The 20,254-nt window shown below is 60.0% G+C and carries 22 protein-coding genes; 9 read left to right on the top strand and 13 right to left on the bottom strand.

What is annotated here, in order from left to right:
* Positions 1 to 93 precede the first annotated feature (93 nt).
* From dnaX to ACY8D3_RS07360, 7 genes are all read left to right on the top strand, one after another.
* Positions 94 to 2,130: a DNA polymerase III subunit gamma/tau gene (dnaX, locus tag ACY8D3_RS07330; protein WP_462382943.1), complete on the top strand. Its 2,037-nt coding sequence runs from the start codon at positions 94 to 96 to the stop codon at positions 2,128 to 2,130.
* Positions 2,131 to 2,140: 10 nt separating this feature from the next.
* Positions 2,141 to 2,467: a YbaB/EbfC family nucleoid-associated protein gene (locus ACY8D3_RS07335; RefSeq protein ID WP_016491885.1), complete on the top strand. Its 327-nt coding sequence runs from the start codon at positions 2,141 to 2,143 to the stop codon at positions 2,465 to 2,467.
* 142 nt (positions 2,468 to 2,609) lie between these two features.
* Positions 2,610 to 3,212 (top strand): recombination mediator RecR, encoded by a 603-nt coding sequence (gene recR, locus ACY8D3_RS07340; RefSeq protein ID WP_462382946.1) that lies wholly within the window; start codon positions 2,610 to 2,612, stop codon positions 3,210 to 3,212.
* 133 nt (positions 3,213 to 3,345) lie between these two features.
* Positions 3,346 to 4,335, top strand: coding sequence for an ABC transporter substrate-binding protein (locus tag ACY8D3_RS07345; protein ID WP_462382948.1), 990 nt, complete (start codon positions 3,346 to 3,348; stop codon positions 4,333 to 4,335).
* A 106-nt stretch (positions 4,336 to 4,441) separates the two neighbouring features.
* Positions 4,442 to 5,188 (top strand): ABC transporter ATP-binding protein, encoded by a 747-nt coding sequence (locus ACY8D3_RS07350; RefSeq protein WP_462382950.1) that lies wholly within the window; start codon positions 4,442 to 4,444, stop codon positions 5,186 to 5,188.
* Complete coding sequence (locus tag ACY8D3_RS07355) at positions 5,185 to 5,958, top strand: ABC transporter permease (protein WP_462382952.1); 774 nt, start codon at positions 5,185 to 5,187, stop codon at positions 5,956 to 5,958. The genes ACY8D3_RS07350 and ACY8D3_RS07355 overlap by 4 nt, the downstream gene beginning before the upstream one ends.
* A 2-nt stretch (positions 5,959 to 5,960) precedes the next feature.
* Complete coding sequence (locus ACY8D3_RS07360) at positions 5,961 to 6,701, top strand: type 2 periplasmic-binding domain-containing protein (RefSeq protein WP_462382954.1); 741 nt, start codon at positions 5,961 to 5,963, stop codon at positions 6,699 to 6,701.
* Here ACY8D3_RS07360 and ACY8D3_RS07365 read toward each other — a convergent pair.
* The 3 genes from ACY8D3_RS07365 to ACY8D3_RS07375 all read right to left on the bottom strand — a co-directional run bounded on the left by ACY8D3_RS07365 (position 6,695) and on the right by ACY8D3_RS07375 (position 9,079).
* Positions 6,695 to 7,315, bottom strand: a complete 621-nt coding sequence (locus ACY8D3_RS07365) for an SCO family protein (protein WP_462382956.1) — start codon at positions 7,313 to 7,315, stop codon at positions 6,695 to 6,697. The two genes, ACY8D3_RS07360 and ACY8D3_RS07365, sit on opposite strands and share 7 nt — an antisense overlap.
* 70 nt (positions 7,316 to 7,385) lie before the next feature.
* Positions 7,386 to 7,919: a phosphatase PAP2 family protein gene (locus ACY8D3_RS07370; protein ID WP_462382958.1), complete on the bottom strand. Its 534-nt coding sequence runs from the start codon at positions 7,917 to 7,919 to the stop codon at positions 7,386 to 7,388.
* Positions 7,916 to 9,079 (bottom strand): glycosyltransferase family 4 protein, encoded by a 1,164-nt coding sequence (locus tag ACY8D3_RS07375; protein WP_462382959.1) that lies wholly within the window; start codon positions 9,077 to 9,079, stop codon positions 7,916 to 7,918. Before ACY8D3_RS07375 ends, ACY8D3_RS07370 begins: the two co-directional genes overlap by 4 nt.
* Before the next feature lie 159 nt (positions 9,080 to 9,238).
* Here ACY8D3_RS07375 and ACY8D3_RS07380 point away from each other — a divergent pair, with 159 nt between their 5' ends.
* Positions 9,239 to 9,910, top strand: a complete 672-nt coding sequence (locus tag ACY8D3_RS07380) for a YceH family protein (RefSeq protein ID WP_462382961.1) — start codon at positions 9,239 to 9,241, stop codon at positions 9,908 to 9,910.
* Positions 9,911 to 10,034: 124 nt separating this feature from the next.
* Here the strand turns inward: ACY8D3_RS07380 and ACY8D3_RS07385 are convergent, their stop codons facing one another.
* From ACY8D3_RS07385 to ACY8D3_RS07430, 10 genes are all read right to left on the bottom strand, one after another.
* Positions 10,035 to 10,262, bottom strand: a complete 228-nt coding sequence (locus ACY8D3_RS07385) for a hypothetical protein (RefSeq protein ID WP_462382963.1) — start codon at positions 10,260 to 10,262, stop codon at positions 10,035 to 10,037.
* Between the two features lie 204 nt (positions 10,263 to 10,466).
* Positions 10,467 to 10,766 (bottom strand): cyd operon YbgE family protein, encoded by a 300-nt coding sequence (locus tag ACY8D3_RS07390; RefSeq protein WP_462382965.1) that lies wholly within the window; start codon positions 10,764 to 10,766, stop codon positions 10,467 to 10,469.
* Positions 10,763 to 10,867, bottom strand: a complete 105-nt coding sequence (cydX, locus tag ACY8D3_RS07395) for a cytochrome bd-I oxidase subunit CydX (protein ID WP_462382967.1) — start codon at positions 10,865 to 10,867, stop codon at positions 10,763 to 10,765. The genes ACY8D3_RS07390 and cydX overlap by 4 nt, the downstream gene beginning before the upstream one ends.
* Before the next feature lie 19 nt (positions 10,868 to 10,886).
* Positions 10,887 to 12,026: a cytochrome d ubiquinol oxidase subunit II gene (gene cydB, locus ACY8D3_RS07400; RefSeq protein WP_462382968.1), complete on the bottom strand. Its 1,140-nt coding sequence runs from the start codon at positions 12,024 to 12,026 to the stop codon at positions 10,887 to 10,889.
* Between the two features lie 10 nt (positions 12,027 to 12,036).
* Complete coding sequence (locus tag ACY8D3_RS07405) at positions 12,037 to 13,647, bottom strand: cytochrome ubiquinol oxidase subunit I (RefSeq protein ID WP_462382970.1); 1,611 nt, start codon at positions 13,645 to 13,647, stop codon at positions 12,037 to 12,039.
* Positions 13,644 to 13,853 carry a cytochrome oxidase putative small subunit CydP gene (gene cydP / locus ACY8D3_RS07410; RefSeq protein ID WP_462382972.1) on the bottom strand — a complete coding sequence of 70 codons (210 nt, stop codon included), beginning with the start codon at positions 13,851 to 13,853 and terminating at the stop codon, positions 13,644 to 13,646. The genes ACY8D3_RS07405 and cydP overlap by 4 nt, the downstream gene beginning before the upstream one ends.
* A 372-nt stretch (positions 13,854 to 14,225) precedes the next feature.
* Positions 14,226 to 14,774, bottom strand: coding sequence for an adenine phosphoribosyltransferase (locus ACY8D3_RS07415; protein WP_462382974.1), 549 nt, complete (start codon positions 14,772 to 14,774; stop codon positions 14,226 to 14,228).
* Between the two features lie 394 nt (positions 14,775 to 15,168).
* Complete coding sequence (locus tag ACY8D3_RS07420) at positions 15,169 to 16,284, bottom strand: polyamine ABC transporter substrate-binding protein (protein ID WP_462382976.1); 1,116 nt, start codon at positions 16,282 to 16,284, stop codon at positions 15,169 to 15,171.
* Entirely contained in the window at positions 16,281 to 17,315 is a 1,035-nt protein-coding gene (locus tag ACY8D3_RS07425) for a histone deacetylase family protein (protein WP_462382978.1), read from the bottom strand. The genes ACY8D3_RS07420 and ACY8D3_RS07425 overlap by 4 nt, the downstream gene beginning before the upstream one ends.
* A 112-nt stretch (positions 17,316 to 17,427) precedes the next feature.
* The gene (locus ACY8D3_RS07430) at positions 17,428 to 18,435 is read right to left on the bottom strand and encodes an AraC family transcriptional regulator (RefSeq protein ID WP_462382980.1); all 1,008 of its coding nucleotides are present in this window, start codon (positions 18,433 to 18,435) and stop codon (positions 17,428 to 17,430) included.
* 161 nt (positions 18,436 to 18,596) lie between these two features.
* Between ACY8D3_RS07430 and ACY8D3_RS07435 the strand changes: the two genes are divergently transcribed.
* Entirely contained in the window at positions 18,597 to 19,811 is a 1,215-nt protein-coding gene (locus ACY8D3_RS07435) for a YeeE/YedE family protein (protein WP_462382982.1), read from the top strand.
* Positions 19,812 to 20,254 lie beyond the last annotated feature (443 nt).

The raw sequence follows: 20,254 nt of genomic DNA on the forward strand, positions 1-20,254 counted from the left end.
GAGGGTAGTCGTCGCATGCGTGCCGTGGCGGATGCAATTTGGCGGACGCTCCGCTAGCATTACCGCTCTTCGCCACCAGCTCCGACGGTATTCATGAGTTATCAGGTCCTTGCACGTAAATGGCGCCCTCGCTCCTTCCGCGAAATGGTCGGCCAGACGCACGTGCTCAAGGCATTGATCAATGCGTTGGACAACCAGCGACTGCACCACGCCTACCTGTTTACCGGTACCCGCGGGGTGGGCAAGACCACCATCGCACGCATCCTCGCCAAATGCCTCAATTGCGAAACCGGCATCAGTTCAACACCGTGCGGCCAGTGTTCCGTCTGCCGCGAGATCGATGAAGGGCGGTTCGTTGACCTGATCGAGGTCGACGCCGCAAGCCGAACCAAAGTGGAAGACACCCGCGAGTTGCTGGACAACGTCCAGTACGCGCCCAGCCGCGGTCGGTACAAAGTCTATCTCATCGACGAAGTGCACATGTTGTCGACGCATTCCTTCAATGCGTTGCTGAAGACACTCGAGGAGCCGCCGCCGCATGTGAAGTTTCTGCTGGCCACGACGGACCCGCAGAAGCTGCCCGTCACGATTCTTTCGCGTTGCCTGCAGTTCTCCCTTAAGAACATGCCGCCGGAGCGGGTCGTCGACCATCTTTCCCATGTCCTTGCCGCTGAAAACGTCCCGTTCGAGGAAGATGCTCTGTGGCTGCTGGGCCGAGCGGCCGACGGTTCCATGCGCGATGCCATGAGCCTGACCGATCAGGCAATTGCATTCGGTGAGGGCAAGGTCGTCGCAGCGGATGTCCGCGCGATGCTGGGCACTCTCGACCACGGCCAGGTCTACGGCGTATTGCACGCGCTCATCGAAGGCGATGCGCGTAAATTGCTCGGTGCCATACGTCACCTGGCAGAGCAGGGCCCTGATTGGAACGGCGTGCTGGGCGAGATGTTGAATGTACTTCATCGCGTCGCAGTGGCCCAAGCGCTCCCGGAGGCTGTCGACAACGGTCAGGGTGACAGGGACAAAGTGCTCGCGTTAGCCGAAGCGCTACCCGCCGAAGATGTGCAGTTCTATTACCAGATGGGCCTTATTGGGCGGCGTGACCTGCCGCTCGCACCAGATCCTCGAAGCGGCTTCGAGATGGTGGCGCTGCGCATGCTTGCCTTCAGGCCCGCGGGCGCGGATGGCGCGCCGAGTCGGCCGCTAAAGAACCCGGGAATCAGCAAGGCCCCCACTGATTCCGACATGCTCAACGGGGCCGGCACCCGAATCGCCGGCGAAACCCCGGCGTCTCCGCCGGTTCCAACGGTTGCGCCTGCACCTGCGGCGTCGGTAAAAACTGAATCTGAGCAATCAGGCCTACAGCGCTCGGCACCGGAGCCCGCATCGAAACCGCCGGCAGTAGATCTTCCGTGGGATGAACCTCCGAGCACCCCTCATCAGTCTGAGTCAGACGCGCTGGTTGAGGCAGTGGAGAAGGCCGAAGCGGCCTTGCCCAACGCCGAGCCCGCTGTGGGTGCAGACGCGTCATTGCTGGCCGAAGCAATGACAACCGCCGTGACCGATCCGCAAGTGACCGACGCGCCGCCCTTCGACGCTGACGTTTACGCGGATGACCGCGATGATGATGTCGATGCCGACGTCTATGCGTATATGGACAACTACACCATCGGTGATGCTGAGCCCGAGCCTGAGCCTGCGGTTGAAGAAGACGCCCTGCGCCCCGATATTCCGCCGGCAACCGGTCTGGCCGCCCGCTGGCTGGAAGTCTTCCCGCAACTTGGGCTTGCGGGCCTTACGGCAAGTATTGCGGCGAATTGCACACTCGCCCGGGTTGAAGGTGATACGTGGTATCTCTATCTCGAGCCTGCGCAAAGTGCGCTTTTTAACGCGACGCAGCAGCGCCGGTTGAACGATGCCGTGAACGCCTTCGAAGGGCGAACGATCCAGGTCGACGTTGCCATCCAGCCGCCGGGGCAGGAAACACCCTCGCTGGCTGCCGCACGTAAGCGCGCTGCCCGCCAACGGCAGGCGGAGCAAGCCATCGTGGAGGACCCATTGGTCCAGAAAATGATTGAACAGTTCGCCGCGGTCGTTCGCGCCGATACCATTGAACCCTTGGAAAGCTGAGGAACGCACCATGATGAAAGGTGGCATGGCTGGTCTGATGAAGCAGGCGCAGCAAATGCAGGAAAAAATGCAGAAGATGCAGGAAGAGCTGGCCAACGCCGAGGTCACCGGCCAGTCGGGTGCGGGCCTGGTCAGCGTCGTCATGACGGGTCGTCACGACGTCAAGCGCGTGAGTCTTGATGACAGCCTGATGCAGGAAGACAAGGAAATCCTGGAAGACCTCATCGCAGCAGCCGTCAATGATGCCGTTCGCAAAATTGAGCAGAACAGCCAGGAAAAGATGTCAGGTATGACAGCTGGCATGCAGCTGCCCCCTGGCTTCAAGATGCCTTTCTAAGCGCGGCCCTGGTACCGCCACGCATTCGCATGGCGGTAGACGCCACGGGGCGTAGTGCCGTCCCGCTGGTCCCACAGGCGCGGAGCCGATCCGAGCCTGTGAGTCTTCTGAAGATCCCAATCCCGTTTCGTCCGGAGCCTCCATGAGCTTCAGCCCCATGATTCGCCAATTGATCGACGCCCTGCGTATCCTGCCGGGTGTCGGCCAGAAGAGTGCTCAGCGCATGGCGCTGCAAATGCTCGAGCGGGACCGGAGTGGTGGGCTACGTCTGGCTTCTGCGCTTCAGCAGGCAATGGAGGGCGTTGGGTACTGCCAGCAATGCCGTACGTTGAGTGAAGATCCGCTGTGCCATCAATGCTCCGATCCGCGCCGCGACGACACCGTGCTGTGTGTGGTGCAAAGCCCGATGGACGTATTTGCCGTCGATCAAACCGGATTCCGGGGCCGCTATTTCGTGCTCAAGGGGCACTTGTCCCCGCTGGACGGTTTGGGCCCGGACGCTATTGGCGTACCTGAGCTCATGGCGCGAGTCGAGCGTGCCGAGGGCCTGCGTGAGGTTATTCTCGCCACCAATCCGACGGTCGAGGGCGAGGCGACTGCTCACTACATCGCCCAGTTGCTGATCCCGAAGGGTTTGACGGTATCACGGCTCGCGCATGGCATACCGCTGGGTGGCGAGTTGGAATTAGTAGATGGCGGCACCCTTGCACATGCCTTCGCAGGCCGTAAGCCCATGAGTAGCTGAAGGGCGGTCGTCGATCCGTCGCGTTCTGTCATGCTAAGCTTGCATAACGCCACGGCTTGAAATTCCTTTTTGGAATAAGTGCCTAGGTTTTCGTTATAACGGCTTGGCCGTACCGCTGTGAGAGAGGACCTCCGTGAAAGCTCGATTCCTTCTGATTCCCGCACTGATGGTGCTGGGCGCCATCGCCCAGGCCAATGAGAAATTCAAGGTCGGATACATCCGTGTGATGGATGATGCGCAGGCATTGGTCGCCTATGAGGCCGGTCTGTACAAGTCCCATGGGCTCGATGTTGAAATGGTCGAGTTCAGCTCCGGTACGGACCTCATCAAGGCCATTGTCGGCGGGCAGTTGGACACCGGTGTACTAGGCTTCACCAATGCTGTTGCATGGGCGTCCAAGGGGGCCGACCTCAAGGTCGTCAGCGGCGCACAGCAGGGTTATCATTCGATCGTAGCGCGTGAAGGCACGGGCATCGAAAAAGTCGAAGATCTCAAGGGCCACAGCCTGGCCTCCCAGAAGGAAGGCAGTACCGCCGACGTGGTACTCCGTGGTGTGACCTTCAAGAATGCAGGCCTCGAGAAGGGCGACGTGAATGTGCTGGGTGTGAGCCCGGCGGTTGCGGTCCAGTCGTTGGTATCGGGCCGCGTCGACGCAGCCTTCCTGTTCGAGCCCTACGACCGTATCGCCCAGCTTGTCGCGCCGGTGAAGCAGGTTTATGAGATCGGTGAAGTCTGGCCATTCCCCTGCATGGTGGTAATCACGTCGGGTGACATTCTTGCCAAGCGTAAGGATGCCGTCTGGAAATCGCTGGATGCACAGCGCGATGCGATCGAAATGCTGCAGCAGAAGCCGGCCGAAGCCGCCAAGCTGATCGCTCAATATTTCATTGCCGAGCCGACCCTCAAGACGCGCGAGATGGGCGAGCTGCCCCGCGAGCAGGTCATTCAGGATGCAATCGCCACCCAGACCTTTACCGCCAAGCTTGAGCAAGCGGATCTGGATCGTATCCAGGAGCTCGCAGATATCCTGCAGGAGCAGGGTGCACTCAAGACGCGTGACGGCAGCGCCTTCGATACCAAGGCCATCGTCGATTTGTCCTGGCAGGATGCGCGCGGACTCTGATCCTTCGGTCAAGCGGGCCAACGTTCCGCCGGCCTTACCGATCCATCCTTTCGTGTGCCTCGACGCCGTGCCTCCCGCGCGGCGTCGCCATGTTTGAAGTGGTCTCATGCATCTTTCGTTCGAACAGGTAGATAAACGCTTCGGCAAGCTGGAAGTCATCAAGGGCTTCAATGGCCAAATGGCCAAGGGCGAACTTGTAGCACTCGTTGGGCCGTCCGGCTGTGGCAAGTCAACATTGCTTCATCTCGTGGCTGGGCTCGAGAAGCCATCCGCAGGGAAAGTCACCGCTGATGGGCAGGCGATTCGCGACCCAGGGCCCAAACGCACCCTCGTATTCCAGGAACACGCGCTGTATCCGTGGCTAACGCTGGTGGCAAACGTTGCCATGGCGCTCGAAATGCAGGGCGTCGGGAAGGGCGAAGCACAGGAGAAGGCACGGGCCTGGCTCGCCCGCGTCAATCTGATCGGATTCGAGGATTACTATCCGCACCAGGTGTCCGGTGGCATGCGTCAGCGTACGGCGCTTGCCCGCGCTTTTATAGCAAACCCTGAAGTGCTGCTGCTCGACGAACCCTTCGGCGCCCTGGATGCCCTCACGCGCATGGCGCTGCAGGACGTCTTGCGCGAGCTGATCGAAGAGCACAAGCCGACTGTTTTACTGGTGACGCATGATGTCGATGAGGCGCTGTACCTGGCGGATCGTATTCTCGTGTTTAGCAGCCGTCCGGCCACGGTGCTGAAGGAATTCAATTTCAGCCATCACGAGAAAAGCCACGACCTCTCCGAATTCGCTGCCGAGCGCAAGGAGATCCTTGCCTTGCTTGGTATCAAGACCGAGGTATCGCACGCATGAGTCAGCAGCGTCGTCTCACCGGCCCCAAGAAGTACCTTGCAGTACTGCTGGCCGTTCTCTTCATTCTCCTCATTTGGCAGGCGGCTGCCTGGAGCCTGCCTTCGTTCCTCATGCCCGGCATTCCAACCGTGCTGGATCGCCTCGTTCAATCGGTCCAACAGCCAGAGTTCCGCGAGGGCCTGGCCGGAAGCATGTCGCGCCTGGGCGCCGGCTATGGCTTTGCCTTGCTGTTTGGCATCGGGTTCGGCCTGCTTGGCGGCATCCTATTCTTCTTTCGTGAAACGCTGCGTGCCGCCATCGTCATCCTGCAGTCCATTCCGTCGATTGCCTGGGTGCCGTTGTTCCTCATCGTCATGGGCTTCGGCAATCTGCCGATGATCGTGGTGGTTGCCCTGGCTGCATTCTTCCCGATGGCGCTGTCTGTCATGAACGCAACGGAGAGTGTGCAGCCGGTCCACGTTTCGGCTGCACGCGTGATGGGTGCATCTCGCTGGCAGCTGATAAAGCGCGTGTACCTGCCGGCGGTGATGCCTGAATTGATCACGGGCGCGCAGCTGGCATTCGGTAATGCCTGGCGGGCGTTGATCTCGGCTGAGATGCTGATCGGCTTCGGACAGGGGCTAGGCCGGTCACTCGCGTACTCCGGTGAGATCGCCGACATGGTTGGCGTCATGACCAATATCCTCGTCATTGCCATTTTGGCGACGCTGATCGACCAGGTCATTCTCGAAAAATTCAAGCAGCGCATGCTGCGCTATCAATACGTGTGATGATGAAACCCCGGCTCGCAGTTTGGCCTCTGGTCGCCCTGGCGTTCCATTTGAACGCGTCAGGGGCCGACGACCAATCGGTCGCAGTCGCGACTGGGGGATATGCGCTGTTATCGGCATCCGAATCGCCGGAAGGTGGCCACACGTTCGAGGTGACGCTTGCCGCGAGATTGGGTGAGCAGCTGCACCGTCCGATATCGATGCGCAATGTGTCGCCTGGTAATGATCCGCACGCGGCGCCATCAGAAGCGGATGTACTGATGGGCCGTACTGCAGGTGTCGTCTATTTCGACTCTGCCATTTCAGCCCTTGGCGCTGCCGAGTCGGGCTCTTCGGATTGGCACGCTTTGAAAGGCCAGCAGGTGTGTTTGACGCGGAATAGTCCGTATGCCTCGACGCTCATCCAGCGTTTCAGCGTTGTGCCGCGCTTCTATCCAAGCACGGCCCATGCGCTTATCGGACTGAAGCTCGGCGAATGCGCAGCCGTCGCGGCTGAAGACACATTGTTGACCCAGCTTGCCTACCTGCCGGAATGGGTGCGCTATAACCGCAGGATCGAGCCCGTTGCCGGATATCGGTTCACCCAGGCATTCCACGTTTCAGATCCGGCATTGCGCGATGACGTCACGGCCGCGGTTGCGGCACTTGAGGCGTCTGGCGAATTGAAACGACATGTGCAGTTCTGGATCGATGAAGTCGCGTTCGAAGCCTACGTGCTATCGGATACGCTCGATTGTCATTGACCTTCTTGACCCATGACGCGCGGAAGCCAGCGCTGTAGGGCTTCGATGTCGATGGGTGCCCTGATGATCCCGCGAAGTGCCCCGTCTGGCGCAATGAGCGCCATGTTCGCGCTATGAGTGACACTGTAGCCGTCTTCTTGGGTGTCGGGCGGAACGAAAGGCAGGCCAACGGCTTTCGATAGTGCCTGCAAATTTTCCATGTCACCGGTAAGCCCTTCGAAGCCTTCGTCGAAATAGTGCAGGTAGGTGGCAAGACGATCAGGCGTGTCGCGCGCAGGGTCGGCCGTCACGAAGACCAGCCTGAGCTGCTCGCGCTCCTCGGCATTCAAGATGCCGAAGAGCCGACGCATGTCGCTCAGTGTGGTGGGGCAGACATCGGGACAGAACGTAAATCCGAAGAACAGTAAAGACCAATGCCCCCGCATGCCCTGCGTGCTGTAGGGCTCACCCTGGAGATCCGTAAGTGTGATCTCGGGGATTGCCCGTGCGCGCGGGAGCATTAGAAGATTGGCTTCTTCCAGCATCTGCTTGCGCGCGTCTGCTGGGATCTCAGCCGAGGCAGAGAGGGCGGCAGTCAGCGAAAGGCTGGCGACCAGAACGCGTAGTGAAAACATGGGCAAATTGGGTTCGCAAATGAATCGCCATTGATACCACGAACCCGGAGCCCTTTCACGTCGCTATATCTCAGGAAATGCTGCAGGCCCAGAGCGAGCTGCCCGCTAGTGCACCGCCAATCAGGGTCGCAGCCAGTACGTCGCTGGGGTAGTGCAGGCCCAGTACGACTCGGGATATCGCCACTGCGGCTGCAAAAGGAATGAGGACCGGCGCCAGCAAAGGGTAGTACGCAACGGCTAGGCAGGTGAACGATACGGCATGTAGCGTGTGCCCCGACGGGAAGCTGAATTCGTCCAACGGCGCTACGAGCGCCTGTATCCGGACGTCGCTGGCGTAGGGTCGAGGCCTGCGCGTGTAGCGCTTGAGCCAGCGGTACATGAGCAACGCTGCTACCGCAGTCACCGCCATGTGCGCGGCGGCGGCCAACCCGTCGTAACCGTCCACGATGATGATGGCTGCCATTAGTGTGTACCAGGCGACACCATCCCCGAGCCTGCTCGCGACTGCGAAGGCCCGGCGGACCGAATGGCGTGTGCCCCATTGGTTGGCGAGCAGGCACCAGGCCCGCTCCCGTGCTCGCATCGTTCTGACGTGTGCGTTCATCGCAGTTGCCCCCCCGGTGTATCGAGACCCAAGCGCTGATCGCCCTGCTGGGCGACCGTCATCAATACCTGCTCAAACGCACGTGCGACCGAAATCGGATCGAGCTGCGCCACGCATGCACGACCCGCAGTAGCCATTCGCGATCGCGCATCTGGATCACCCGCCAAACCGACGGCCGCGGCAATGAATGCGTCCTCATCCTGCTGCGTAGCCAGTCGGCCCGTGACGCCGTCCATGATGTGTTCGCGGGCGGCCCCGTCGTCAAAAGCAACCGTCGCCAGTCCGCTGGCCAGCGCTTCCAGCGTTACGTTGCCAAACGTCTCGGTGAGGCTGGGAAACAGGAAAATATCCGCGCTCGCATAGTGTGCAGCTAGATCATCAGCATGGCGATTGCCCGCAAAGATAAGATCGGGATTGGCCGACTGTAACGAGTCGCGTAGCGGACCATCGCCGACGAGAACCATCCGCGCTGCTGGGCATTTACGCTGCACTGCCCTGAAGGCACGTATGGCGAGGTCGACATTTTTCTCGGGTGCAATGCGGCCAACATGCAGCAATACCGGGACTTCGGAGGCCGCGCCCCACTGCGCCCGCAGAGCGACGTCACGCTTCGCTGGGTTAAAGCGCACGGCGTCAACGGCTCGCGGCACCCAACGCACATGCCGGTAGCCTTGATTCGTGAGTTCACGCTGCAATGCGGCGGTCGAGACGATTGTTGCGCGCCCGAGGTTGTGAAGTCCGCGGAGCCATCCTCTCGCAGGGCCGGCCAATAGCGATAGTCGGTAGCGAGACATGTAGTGATCGAACCGCGTGTGATAGCCCGTCACGACGGGTATCCCCAGAGATCTCGCCGCGAGGATCGCCGTGGCTCCAAGGAGGCCTTCGGTGGCGACGTAGATTACGTCCGGCCGTGCCGTGCGCCACTGCCGTTTCAAGCGGCGACCGGCCGGCAACCCTAGGCGAAGGCCGGGGTAACGAGGCAACTTGATACTGGAAACACATAGCGTGTCGAGCAGCGTATCACCATCGTCATCGCGCCGCGGGCGGACGATATTGACTGAGTGGCCAAACGCCCGAAGGCGCTGTTCGAACCCCAGGACGGTAAGCGCTACGCCATTCACATCCGGCGGGTACGTCTCGGTGACTAACGTGACGAGCATCCGCGAGCTTCCTTGGCTTGGTCGACTCGATCTTATGAACCGCGGGTAACCGAAACTTGACGGTTCGATGACCACCGTGTGACAGGCGGCCGAATAATGGACAGGCGCAGGCGCTTCAGCCACGATTGGCTGCTTCTCCCCTCTGTAGTGAGGCCATACATGACAGAAGACGTCACATTCCCCTACGGGGACGAACCCTTGTCTCCAGTTGAGATCCGAGTGCTGGGATGCTTGATCGAGAAGCAGCTGACGACACCTGAAAGCTACCCGTTGACGCTCAATGCTGTACTCCTGGCTGCCAACCAGAAGACGAGCCGTGACCCAATCATGACCGTCCAGCAGGGAGAAGCCGGAAAGGCGCTTAGACGGCTCGAAGAACGGGGCTTGGTTCGCCTCGTCATGGGCAGTCGCGCCGACCGCTGGGAGCAGCGGACCGACAAGGTGCTCGAATTGGTTGCCTCGCAGGTTGTGCTGCTGGGACTTCTGTTGCTACGGGGCCCGCAGACGACGGGTGAGCTATTGACGCGCAGCAGCCGCATGCACGCCTTCGACGATACTGACGAAGTAAAGCATCAGCTTGAGCGTCTGGCAGCACGCGGGCTGGTACAGCAGTTGCCCCGTCAGGTGGGCCAGCGTGAAGAACGCTACATGCATCAGATGGGCAATGCAGCGGATCGCGAGGCAATGGTCCAGGCCGCAGCAAACCGTACCAGCGGATCAGAGCAGCCCGTCGAGTCGGAGCGGATCGGTCATCTGGAAGAAAGGATAGCAACGCTCGAAGCCAGGCTGACCGCGCTTGAGCGGGCGCTTGGTGCGGACGCGAATGAATAAACAGCGCATTCGTGACCTGGATGTCGCGCTTCGGACTGGTGCTGAACGATGCGGGGTGTAGCGAGTGAAGAAGGAAAGGCGGGTGTAGCGGAGGGCAGGGCAGCCAGCGCGGAAGCGCTGGCGCTTAAGCGTTCAGCGACTTCCGAGCACGATCGATGATCTGCTCCAGACGACCATTACCCATGTACTGATCCGGGTAAACACGCTGGGTGTGGCAGGCAACGCCGTGTTGATTGACGATGGTGAAGCTGAAGCTTCCCTTGTTACCAGGTGCCTGGATGAAGCAGTTCAGCGGTGCAAACGCGCTGGACAGTGCGCTCATGGCGGCTTGTGCTTGATGTTGGATGGACATGTATCGATTACTCACTTCTGTGTGGCCCTTGCCACGGTACTGACAAAACGCTGATAGGCAACGTGTTGATTTGTCTATCGGACCGAGCGTAACTAACTTTAGTTCCGTCAGTCGATTGACCTGCTTTTCTCTGGATGCTATGGGGCTGACATGACAACCATGTGACGGAAGCCAAGGGAGCGCCCAGTGGCGCTCCCGTCAATCTCACGTCATCTGTGCTTGTATCAAAACGGCGTAGCCAACTGAAAGCAGGAACCATGCCAACACAGGTCCAAAGAGGATTCGCCAAACGCGGCCTCTCGGATCGAATCCCACGCCGTGAACGAAGCCGCCAGCGATGCCAAGCATGACGGACATGAGTTGGCTATGGTTGTAGTGGCCTCCGCCATCGAGCATCAGGGCCGGATAAATCAACAACACCAGCGCAAGTGGCGAGGCGAGCAGCAGCGAGAAACTCCGTGCCCAACCATTGGAAAGCCAGCTTCCCATCACTGTGGTACTCATGGGACTTCGTCCAGATTCTGCGTAGCTTCCAACCACATGGCATTGACGATAGCAAACGAACAGGCCAGCAGCACACCGAGTATCCAGGCGAAATACCACATTTCAATTCTCCCGTTGCGATCAGTAGAGGCCATGCGGATCGGCCGCGATGGTCTTGTGTGTCAGTTTTCCCCACATCCGGACATAGCCCCACAGCGTGTATGCCAGGATGATGGGTACGAAGATGCAAGCGACCACGAACATGATGCCGAGCGTGCGGTGGCTCGATACCGCGTCCCAAACCGTCAGGCTGGCTGCCGGATCGATGCTCGAAGGCAGAACGAAGGGGAAGAGTGCGAAACCCGCAGTGCAGATGGTTCCGACGATCGCGAGCGAGCTGCCGACGAATGTTGCGGCGGAGCGTCCGAGCGTCGCACTGGCCAGCGCAATCAGGCCACCCAGCAGACCGATGATCGGGGCCAGTATGGTCAAGGGGTATGTGCTGTAGTTGGCCAGCCAGCCCAGATTGTCGCGAGCCACTTCCTTGTGCAACGGATTGAGCATGGCCCCCGCATCGACATCGCTGACCATGCGGTACCCTTCGATACCGAGCACCAGCCAGGCGCCTGCACCCATGAAACCCAGGAGATAGACCAGGCCGCAGAGCTGTGAGGCACGGCGAGAGCGCTCGGCAAGATCGGCATCGGTTCGCATCATCAGCCAGGCACCGCCATGCAGGCTAAGCAGCGCCACGCTGATTACGCCGGCCAGAAGGGCGAATGGGTTGAGCAGGCCGAAGAACGAGCCGGTGTAGGTGGAGCGCATCATGCCATCGAGTTCGAACGGCACGCCCTGGAAAAGGTTGCCGAACGCGACACCGAATACGAGTGCCGGTACGAACCCACCAACGAAGAGTGCCCAGTCCCAGGACATCCTCCAGCGTTTGTCCTCGATCTTGCTGCGATAGTCGAAACCGACCGGCCGGCAGAACAGCGCGAACAGCACCAGCAGCATGGCCCAGTAGAACCCCGAGAACGCAGTTGCGTACACCATCGGCCAGGCGGCGAACAACGCGCCACCCGCGGTGATAAACCAGACCTGATTGCCGTCCCAGTGTGGCGCGATGGTATTGATCGCTACGCGGCGCTCCGTATCGGTGCGGCCCACGAATGGCATGAGAATCATCGCGCCCATGTCAAAACCGTCGGTGAGTGCAAAGCCAATCAGCAATACGCCGATCAACACCCACCAGATCATCTTGAGTACTTCATAGTCGAGCATGATCGGATCCTCAGCTAGGTTCGAGTTCGCGTGGGCGTGGCGTGACGAGGCTCTTGACCGACGCGGGCAGTTCGACTTTCTCGAAGTGGTAGCGGCCGGTGTGAAGGCTGCTTGGCCCAAGGCGCGCGAACTTGATCATCAGGTACATCTCGATAACCAGCAGCAGGGTGTAGAAGGCTACGAGCGCCAGAAGCGAGCCCATCACATCGCCCGCTGTCAGGCTTGAGGCTGACAGGTGGGTCGGCAGCACTTCGCCGACGGTCCAGGGCTGGCGGCCATGTTCAGCGACGTACCAGCCGGTTTGCGTGGCAATCCATGGCAGTGGAAGCGAGAACAGCGCAAACTTGAGCAGCCAGGGTTTCTTGTCTTCATTCTTGCGAGCCGAAGCCCAGAAGGCGCAAGCGAAAAGCACCAGCATCAGGAAGCCGCAGGCAACCATGGCCCGGAAGGTAAAGAAAAGGCTGGCGACGCCCGGCACGCTGTCCTTCACGGCCATGGCGATCTGCGCTTCGGTGGCGCTCGGAACGTCCTCAGTGTATTTGCGCAGCAGCAGCCCGTAGCCCAGGTCGCGCTTCACGTCGTTGAACGCATCGATCGTGGCCGGGGATTTGTCGCCGGCACGCAGCTGTTCGAGCAGCGCGTAGGCGGTCATGCCATTGCGCACCCGGCCCTCGTGCTCGGCCATCAATTCCTTGATGCCCTTTACCTCTTCAGTCACCGAACGGGTCGCAATCAGGCCAAGCAGATAGGGGATCTTGATGGCATAGTCGGTCCGCATTTCTTCCTGATTCGGAATGCCGAACAGCGTGAAGCTTGCGGGTGCCGGTGAGGTTTCCCATTCGGCCTCAATGGCGGCGAGTTTGGTCTTCTGAACATCGCCAATCTCATAGCCGGACTCGTCCCCCAGGACAATAACCGAGAGGATTGAAGCCAGGCCGAAAGCCGACGCGATGGCGAACGACCGGCGGGCGAACCCAATGTCGCGGCCCTTGAGCAGATACCAGCTGGATATAGCCAGAACGAAGACGGCACCTGTTACGTAGCCCGAGGCTACGGTGTGGACGAACTTGACCTGGGCAACCGGGTTGAAGAGGAGGGCGCCGAAATCCGTGAGCTCCATGCGCATGGTTTCGAAATTGAATTCACCGCCGACCGGGTTCTGCATCCAGCCATTGGCGACCAGGATCCACAGGGCGGACAGGTTCGAACCCAGGGCAACCAGCCACGTGACCGCCAGATGCTGGACCTTGCTTAGGCGATCCCAGCCGAAGAAGAACAGGCCAATGAAGGTCGACTCGAGGAAGAACGCCATCAGACCTTCGATCGCCAACGGTGCACCAAAGATGTCGCCGACGTAGTGGCTGTAGTAGGACCAGTTCGTACCGAATTGGAATTCCATCGTCAGCCCGGTGGTGACGCCCAGGGCGAAGTTGATGCCAAACAGCTTCCCCCAGAACTTGACCATGTCCTTGTAGACCTGTTTACCGGTCAGGACGTAGACCGACTCCATGATCGCAAGCAGGAAGGCCATGCCCAGGGTCAGCGGCACGAACAGGAAGTGGTACAACGCAGTCATCGCGAACTGAAGTCGCGATAAATCGACAACGCTTTCCGAGATCATCTCGGTGACTCCTCATCAGGTTTCAATCGGGTAGTAGCGGGGCGGAACAGGTGCTCGCTGACGAGTGCGGTACCGTTCTTCGGAACGGTGGGAGCGTCGAACCAGATCGCCTTGATGGTGAGGAGGATCGCCAGCTTGATGACCAGAATGACGGCAATCTCCCGAACGAGCGGAATGCGCCAGAGAGAAGGGGACGGGGTAGCCATTCGGGCGCCCTCCAGAAAGATGGAGGGAGCCTACGCGCGGCCATCTGGGCACTGTTGACGCGCGTCAATTAACGAAGCGGCGACAAGTGCGGCAGGGTGTCACAGGGCGATAGTGGAATTTGAAAGGGAGGACAATGTCGCCCAAGGTGTGCCCTGTCTCGCGGATGGCGTCAGCGGGAAGCTGGTCGCTCACGCGGGAGCTGGTTTTGGTGGCGACGGCCCTTTAGATAGCGATGATCTGTAGAAGGCTAATTCGCCAGGCGCACGATTGCCGCCCGGTTATCGTTTACACGCGCGGGAACGGCTCAATGTGGGGAAATCGATCAGATTGCGCGCGGACGATGCCGCGCGCATGGCATGAGGAAGGTGCGATCAGCGCTCGGACAGCGCGAAGGAGACCAGGCTATAGGTAGGAATCCCAGCATCGTTAAGCCGCTGCGAACCGCCAAGCTCGGGCAGGTCGACGATCGCTGCTGCTTCATGAACCTGTGCGCCCATGCGGCGTACCAGGTTGGCGGCAGCCATCAACGTGCCACCCGTGGCGATCAGGTCGTCCACGAGCAGTACCGAATCACCGTCGCACAGGGTGTCCTTGTGGACTTCGATAACCGAATCGCCGTACTCCGTCTGGTACACCTCCATCAGCGCTTCAGCCGGCAGTTTGCCTTTCTTGCGGAACAGGACCAATGGTTTGTTCAAGGCGTACGCGAGCATAGGCCCGATGAGAAACCCGCGCGCGTCCAGTGCAGCGATGTGCGTTACGTCTGCCTCCACATAGCGCTGGACAAGGCTGTCCACGACCATTCGAAACGCACGAGGCGATTGGAACAGCGGCGTGATATCCCGAAACACCACGCCCGGCTTGGGGAAGTCCGGTACGGCACGGATGTAGGGCTTGAGGGCGATTTCATCGAAGATCATGGTGAGGCCTGAAGTTTTACACGTTTGCCAATTGTGCCTGTCGCGCCGGCATCCCTCCAGTCTTGACGCCGCTTGAAGTATGAGCGGTGGGGGCAGGGGGACGCGAAGCAGGTTTTTTTGGACACGACCAGGGCGTGTATCGCCTTTTCTTCACCCGTTGGCCATCAAAAAACGCATCCGGGTGCACCGCCAAGCGCTTCGATTGACCCATTGATGTTTCAGCTGGCTAGACGGCCAGGCAATACATGCTTGCCGAGTGCCTGCTCAGTCCGGCCCTGCATCAGAGCATGGGCCGCGCCGTTACCTACCGGTGTTCCACTTGGGCCTACAACCGATGCCGTCAGCTGCCTTAGCGTCGTGTACGCGCAGGCATCAATACCCCGGCTGGCCTGGCTTACAGGCCGCTCTTTATCTTGGTCCAAGCCCGTGTCCGTGCACGCTCGGCGGCAGGCGGAAGCACCTCCAGCGTATAGAGCGTTTGCTTGCTGGCTTCGGTCGGCGTCAGGTTCGGATTATCGCGAATCTCGGCACTGACCAGGGGCGTGGCGTCCTTGTTGGGGTTCGGGTAGCCCAGGAAGTCGCTGTTCTGCGCGATCACCTTTGGGTCGAGCAGGTAGTTGATGAAGGCGTGTGCCTCATCGACATTCTTCGCGTCTGCCGGTATGGCGAGCAGATCGAACCATATTTGCGCACCTTCCTTCGGCTGGCGCCAGTCGACGACTACACCATTGCCCGCCTCTTTGGCACGGTTGCCAAACTGGAAAAAGCTACCCGAATAGCCGATCGCAACGCAGATATCGCCGTTGGCAATGTCATTCATGTAACGCGACGAGTGAAAGTAGGCGATGTTGGGCCGAATCTTCAGCATCAGCTCTGTTGCTTTGTCATAGTCGGATGGTTTGGTGCTGTTTGGCGGTAAACCCAGGTAATGGAGTGCAATCGGCAGAATGTCCGCAGGCGAGTCCAGCATCGCTACACCGCAAGACTTCAGCTTCTCGATGTTTTCCGGTTTGAAAATCAGATCCCAGCTGTCTACCGGGGCGTCCTCACCCAGCGCGGCCTTGACCTTGTCCGGGTTGAAGCCGATTAGAACCGTTCCATACATGTAGGGTATGGCGTGTTCGTTACCGGGGTCGTTCGACTCGAGCAGCTTCATGAGCTGCGGGTCCAGATGCTTGAAGTTGGGCAGCTTGGTTCTATCCAGTTTCTGAAAGACACCGGCCTGGATCTGTTTCGCAAGAAACATGTTGGATGGCACGACCACGTCGTAGCCGGAGTTCCCCGTGAGCAGCTTCGCTTCCAGCGTCTCGTTCGCATCGAAGACGTCGTAAATAAGTTTGATGCCGCTGTCCTTGCTGAAATCGGACAACGTCTGCGGCGTGACATAGTCGGACCAATTGAAGACCCTGACTTCCGCTGCGCTTGCCGACGTGGCGCTCAGAACACCAAGGCCGAGCAGCGCGGCCGCGGCAAGTGACTGGAACGGCTTCATGCGGGTTGCTCCTTTCATGCGCGTGCTCCTTCGAACCCTTCCAGTACGTTTACGGCGTTGATGCCAATTTCCGCCACGGCATAACCGCCTTCCATGACGAACAGTGTCGGTTTGCCCAATCGTGCGATGCGCTCGCCCATGCGCAGGTAGTCCGGGCTGTCCAGCTTGAACTGTGATATCGGGTCTTCCTTGAACGTGTCGACACCCAGCGAGACCACGATTACATCCGCGCCGAGGCGGGCGACGGCTTGGCAGGCTTTTTCAAGCGCATCGCTCCAGGTATCCCAATAGCTTCCCGCTGCCAGTGGAAGGTTAAGGTTGTAGCCTTCGCCGACCCCCGCGCCCGTCTCGTCGGCGTAACCCAGGAAGAACGGGAATTCGAAGCGTGGGTCGCCATGGATGGAGGTGACGAGAACATCGTCGCGCTCGTAGAAGATCGACTGGGTGCCGTTGCCGTGGTGATAGTCGACATCGAGAATGGCCACACGCTTGGCGCCGCCATCCAGGAATGCCTGAGTCGCGATAGCGGCGTTATTGAGGTAGCAGTATCCGCCCATGAGGTCCGCTGCCGCATGGTGACCCGGCGGCCGGCAGAGCGCGAAGGCGCTGTTCGCCCCGGCGGCGACGGTACCCTGGGCTGTCAAAGCCACTTGGGCAGCACTCCAGGCGGCCTGCCAGGTGCCAGCGGTGATAGGTGCACCGCCATCGAAGCTGTAATAACCCAGCTGCCCATGAAGATTGTCAGGGCGGACGCTACGTAGCGTTCGTGCTGGCCAGGTGAACGGAAGGAGGTCCGCGGTGTTACCCTTTTCCGCCCAGCGCGCCCACGCGCCCTCGAAAAAATCCAGGTAATCCTGAGTATGGATCCGGGCGATGGGTCCGCGTCCGAAGTCTTGCGGTTCGATGACCTGTCCGAGATCGCGTTGGCGCACGCGGTCGAGTACATGATCCGCGCGCGAGGGCATTTCAAAGCATGGCTTGAGTTCGCCATCGATGAGCTCACAGCGCCCGTGGTGAAGGCGATGGTCGTCGCTGTATACGGTCAGCATGGGGCAGTCTCTGCGTGGGTGGTTGCCCTCATTCTTGGACAGTCCGGCGGCCAGCGAAACGACCGATCCGGCCAATAGGGGATAGATGTGGCCAGAATGTATGGCCCGCGCGCTACCCCGCGCGCGGGTATCGGAAATGACGGGGACTCATCCCGCTCCAGCGTCTGAATGCGTGACGAAAGCTCGCGGTCTCGCTATAGCCCATGACTTCCGCCACATGACTGATCGGCAAATGCTCCTGGTGGAGTAGGGCGCGTGCCTGCTCGTAACGGACTTCATCGAGCAGCGCCTGATAATGAGTGCCCGCTTCCTGAAAACGGCGGCGCAGGCTTCGACTGGAGCAGCCGAGGGCCTGCGCGAGGTCCTTTAGCCCGAGCGCGCCTGGTAAGGTAGCTGAAATGATGCCACGCGCCCTGGTTATCAGGTCCTGACGCTGGACGAACTCGAGGTTCAGCCGATCGATGCGTTCCAGCATGTCGCGGTGCGTGACGGCGTCCGCCAGCGGTAAGCGTTCAGCCAGCAAAGACGCGTCGAATCCAAAGGCGTTTTCTGCGGTGCTGAAACGCGTCGGGCATCCGAAGGTATCTGCATAGCGCGCTCCATACGCGGGCTGCGTGTGCCGAAAGTGTGCAGCGCGTAGTGTGACGGCACGGCTAAGCAGATCGCCGCAGATCAGCTTCAGGGAAGTGAGGCAGAACTCAGTGTTGAATACCTCGAGCATTTCGGATTCTCGATAGCCCCGAGCCTCGATCCAGCCCGTGTCGCCATCAACCCGCAGACGGAGTTCGAACAGAGTTCCTAGTAGGGCGGGGTAGGCAAAGGCGATGCGCAATGCGTCACCCAAGGTAGCGGCGGACAACAGTGTGTAACCCAGCAATCCATAGGATGTGACATGCATGCGCGAGCCAATATCGAGACCGAGGTCTGGGTAGCGTGCGGTCGCATTGAGGAAGACCTGACGCTCCTGAGCCACCGTAATCCGCATGTCCGGGTACCTCAGTTGCGTGGGCTGAATACCGCTATTGGCCAGCAATAGATCAGGGTTTGGCATACCCCGTTCGCTTGCAAGTTCGAGCCCAAGGGCGACGGCATGCAGCGTGGTGAGATGAGAATGCGACATGAGGAAACGCTCTGCTAGGTCATGAGCGTTCCGAAGCAAGGCCCGTGCCTCGGTGACCCGTTATTAGCTTAAAATCAATAGGAATAAGCAGCTAGCTGACCAATAGCTATGAGATCTGTAAAATAGCTGACAGTTTTACTGGGTTATTTCAAGGTGCTTCGATGAGTGTATCCATTCCTTCGGCTGTTCCGGCGAACCCGTCCGGCTCGCCGCTCGTTGCTGGTCTACTGCTTATTGCAGGCGCGTTGGCGTTGACGCTGGCGGTGGACGGTCGCCAGGCGGCCTTGTTCGTCGTCGGCGGCGCGCTGGGCCTCGTTCTCTATCACGCGGCTTTCGGTTTCACCTCAGCGTGGCGAGTTTTCATTAACGAACGACGCGGTGCAGGCTTGCGTGCCCAGATGGTCATGCTTGCTATAGCTGTTGCACTGTTCTTCCCGGCACTCGCCTCTGGGACGCTGTTTGGCGAACCGGTCCGTGGTCTCGTCGCGCCAGCGGGCACTTCTGTCGTCGTGGGCGCGTTCATCTTTGGCATCGGGATGCAGCTTGGTGGCGGCTGTGCATCAGGTACGCTATTTACCGTTGGCGGCGGCAACGCACGAATGCTGGTGACGCTGCTCTTCTTCATTATTGGTGGCACGATCGCGACACACCACCTGCATTGGTGGTCGTCGCTGCCGAGCCTTCCAGCAACGTCCATCATCGACACGATGGGCCTATGGCCAGCGCTCGCGTTCAGTCTGGCCCTATTTGCGGCAATAGCAGCGGTGAGCGCGCGGCTGGAGCTACGTCGTCACGGTAGCCTAGAGGGCTCGAAGGCGAGCGATCGACAGGGTTGGCAGCGTTTTCTCCGCGGTCCTTGGCCGCTGGTGTGGGGCGCAGTTTTGCTGGCTTTGCTCAACTACGCGACGCTGGCGCTGGCGGGCCGTCCGTGGGGTATCACCTCAGCTTTCGCGCTCTGGGGGGCGAAAACGCTACAAGGCGTCGGCGTGGATGTCGGCAGCTGGCCGTTCTGGCAGCAGGCGGCGAATGCGAAAGCGCTTGCTGCGCCCGTTTGGGAGGACGTTACCACGGTCATGGACATCGGCATCATGATCGGCGCCTTGCTGGCGGCGGGCCTCGCGGGCCGTTTCGCGCCGAATCTGAACATACCGCTGCGTTCGCTCGTGGCGGCAGTCGTCGGTGGCTTGCTGCTAGGTTACGGGTCGCGTCTGGCCTACGGCTGCAACATTGGCGCCTACTTCAGCGGCATTGCGTCTGGCAGTCTGCACGGATGGCTGTGGCTCGTGGCGGCTTTCTTCGGTAACGCCGTCGGCGTGCGTTTGCGTCCCGTATTCTTTCCGGGCGAGCGCCGCGAAGCGAAGCTGACAGGCTGTTAAGTCTTCAGCAATAAAAAGCCGGGCTGTTCATGACAGTCCGGCTTTTTTATCACCGCTGATGCTGAAGATAGGCTGACTCGGCCCAGGTATCATGCTGACCAACGCGGCCTGCCGCTCGTCCACGCGTTGCAGCGGACGCCCGGCGTGCGGCGCGGTGCTCTGCGCGCTTAATGAGCGAATAGGTTGCCAACAGCGCGGCTACATTTGCCAGACCAATAGTAACCAGTACAGCCGTGGCAGGGTGACTCCACAACGAAACGAATAGCGCGGTCATCAGTTCCGGGCTCCTGCTCGTCCATGCTGCAGCGAAGTGCTGCGTAGTGACATCATCATTGGATAGCCCTGGCGTGTACGCAACTTCGCTTTGTGAAGGCAGGCGATGCGACTTGGCGCGAGAAGTGCGAATGCCGTCTCGTTTCAGGGCTGTTACAAAATCATTGAAG

The sequence above is a fragment of the Pseudomonas sp. Marseille-QA0892 genome, from assembly GCF_054950135.1.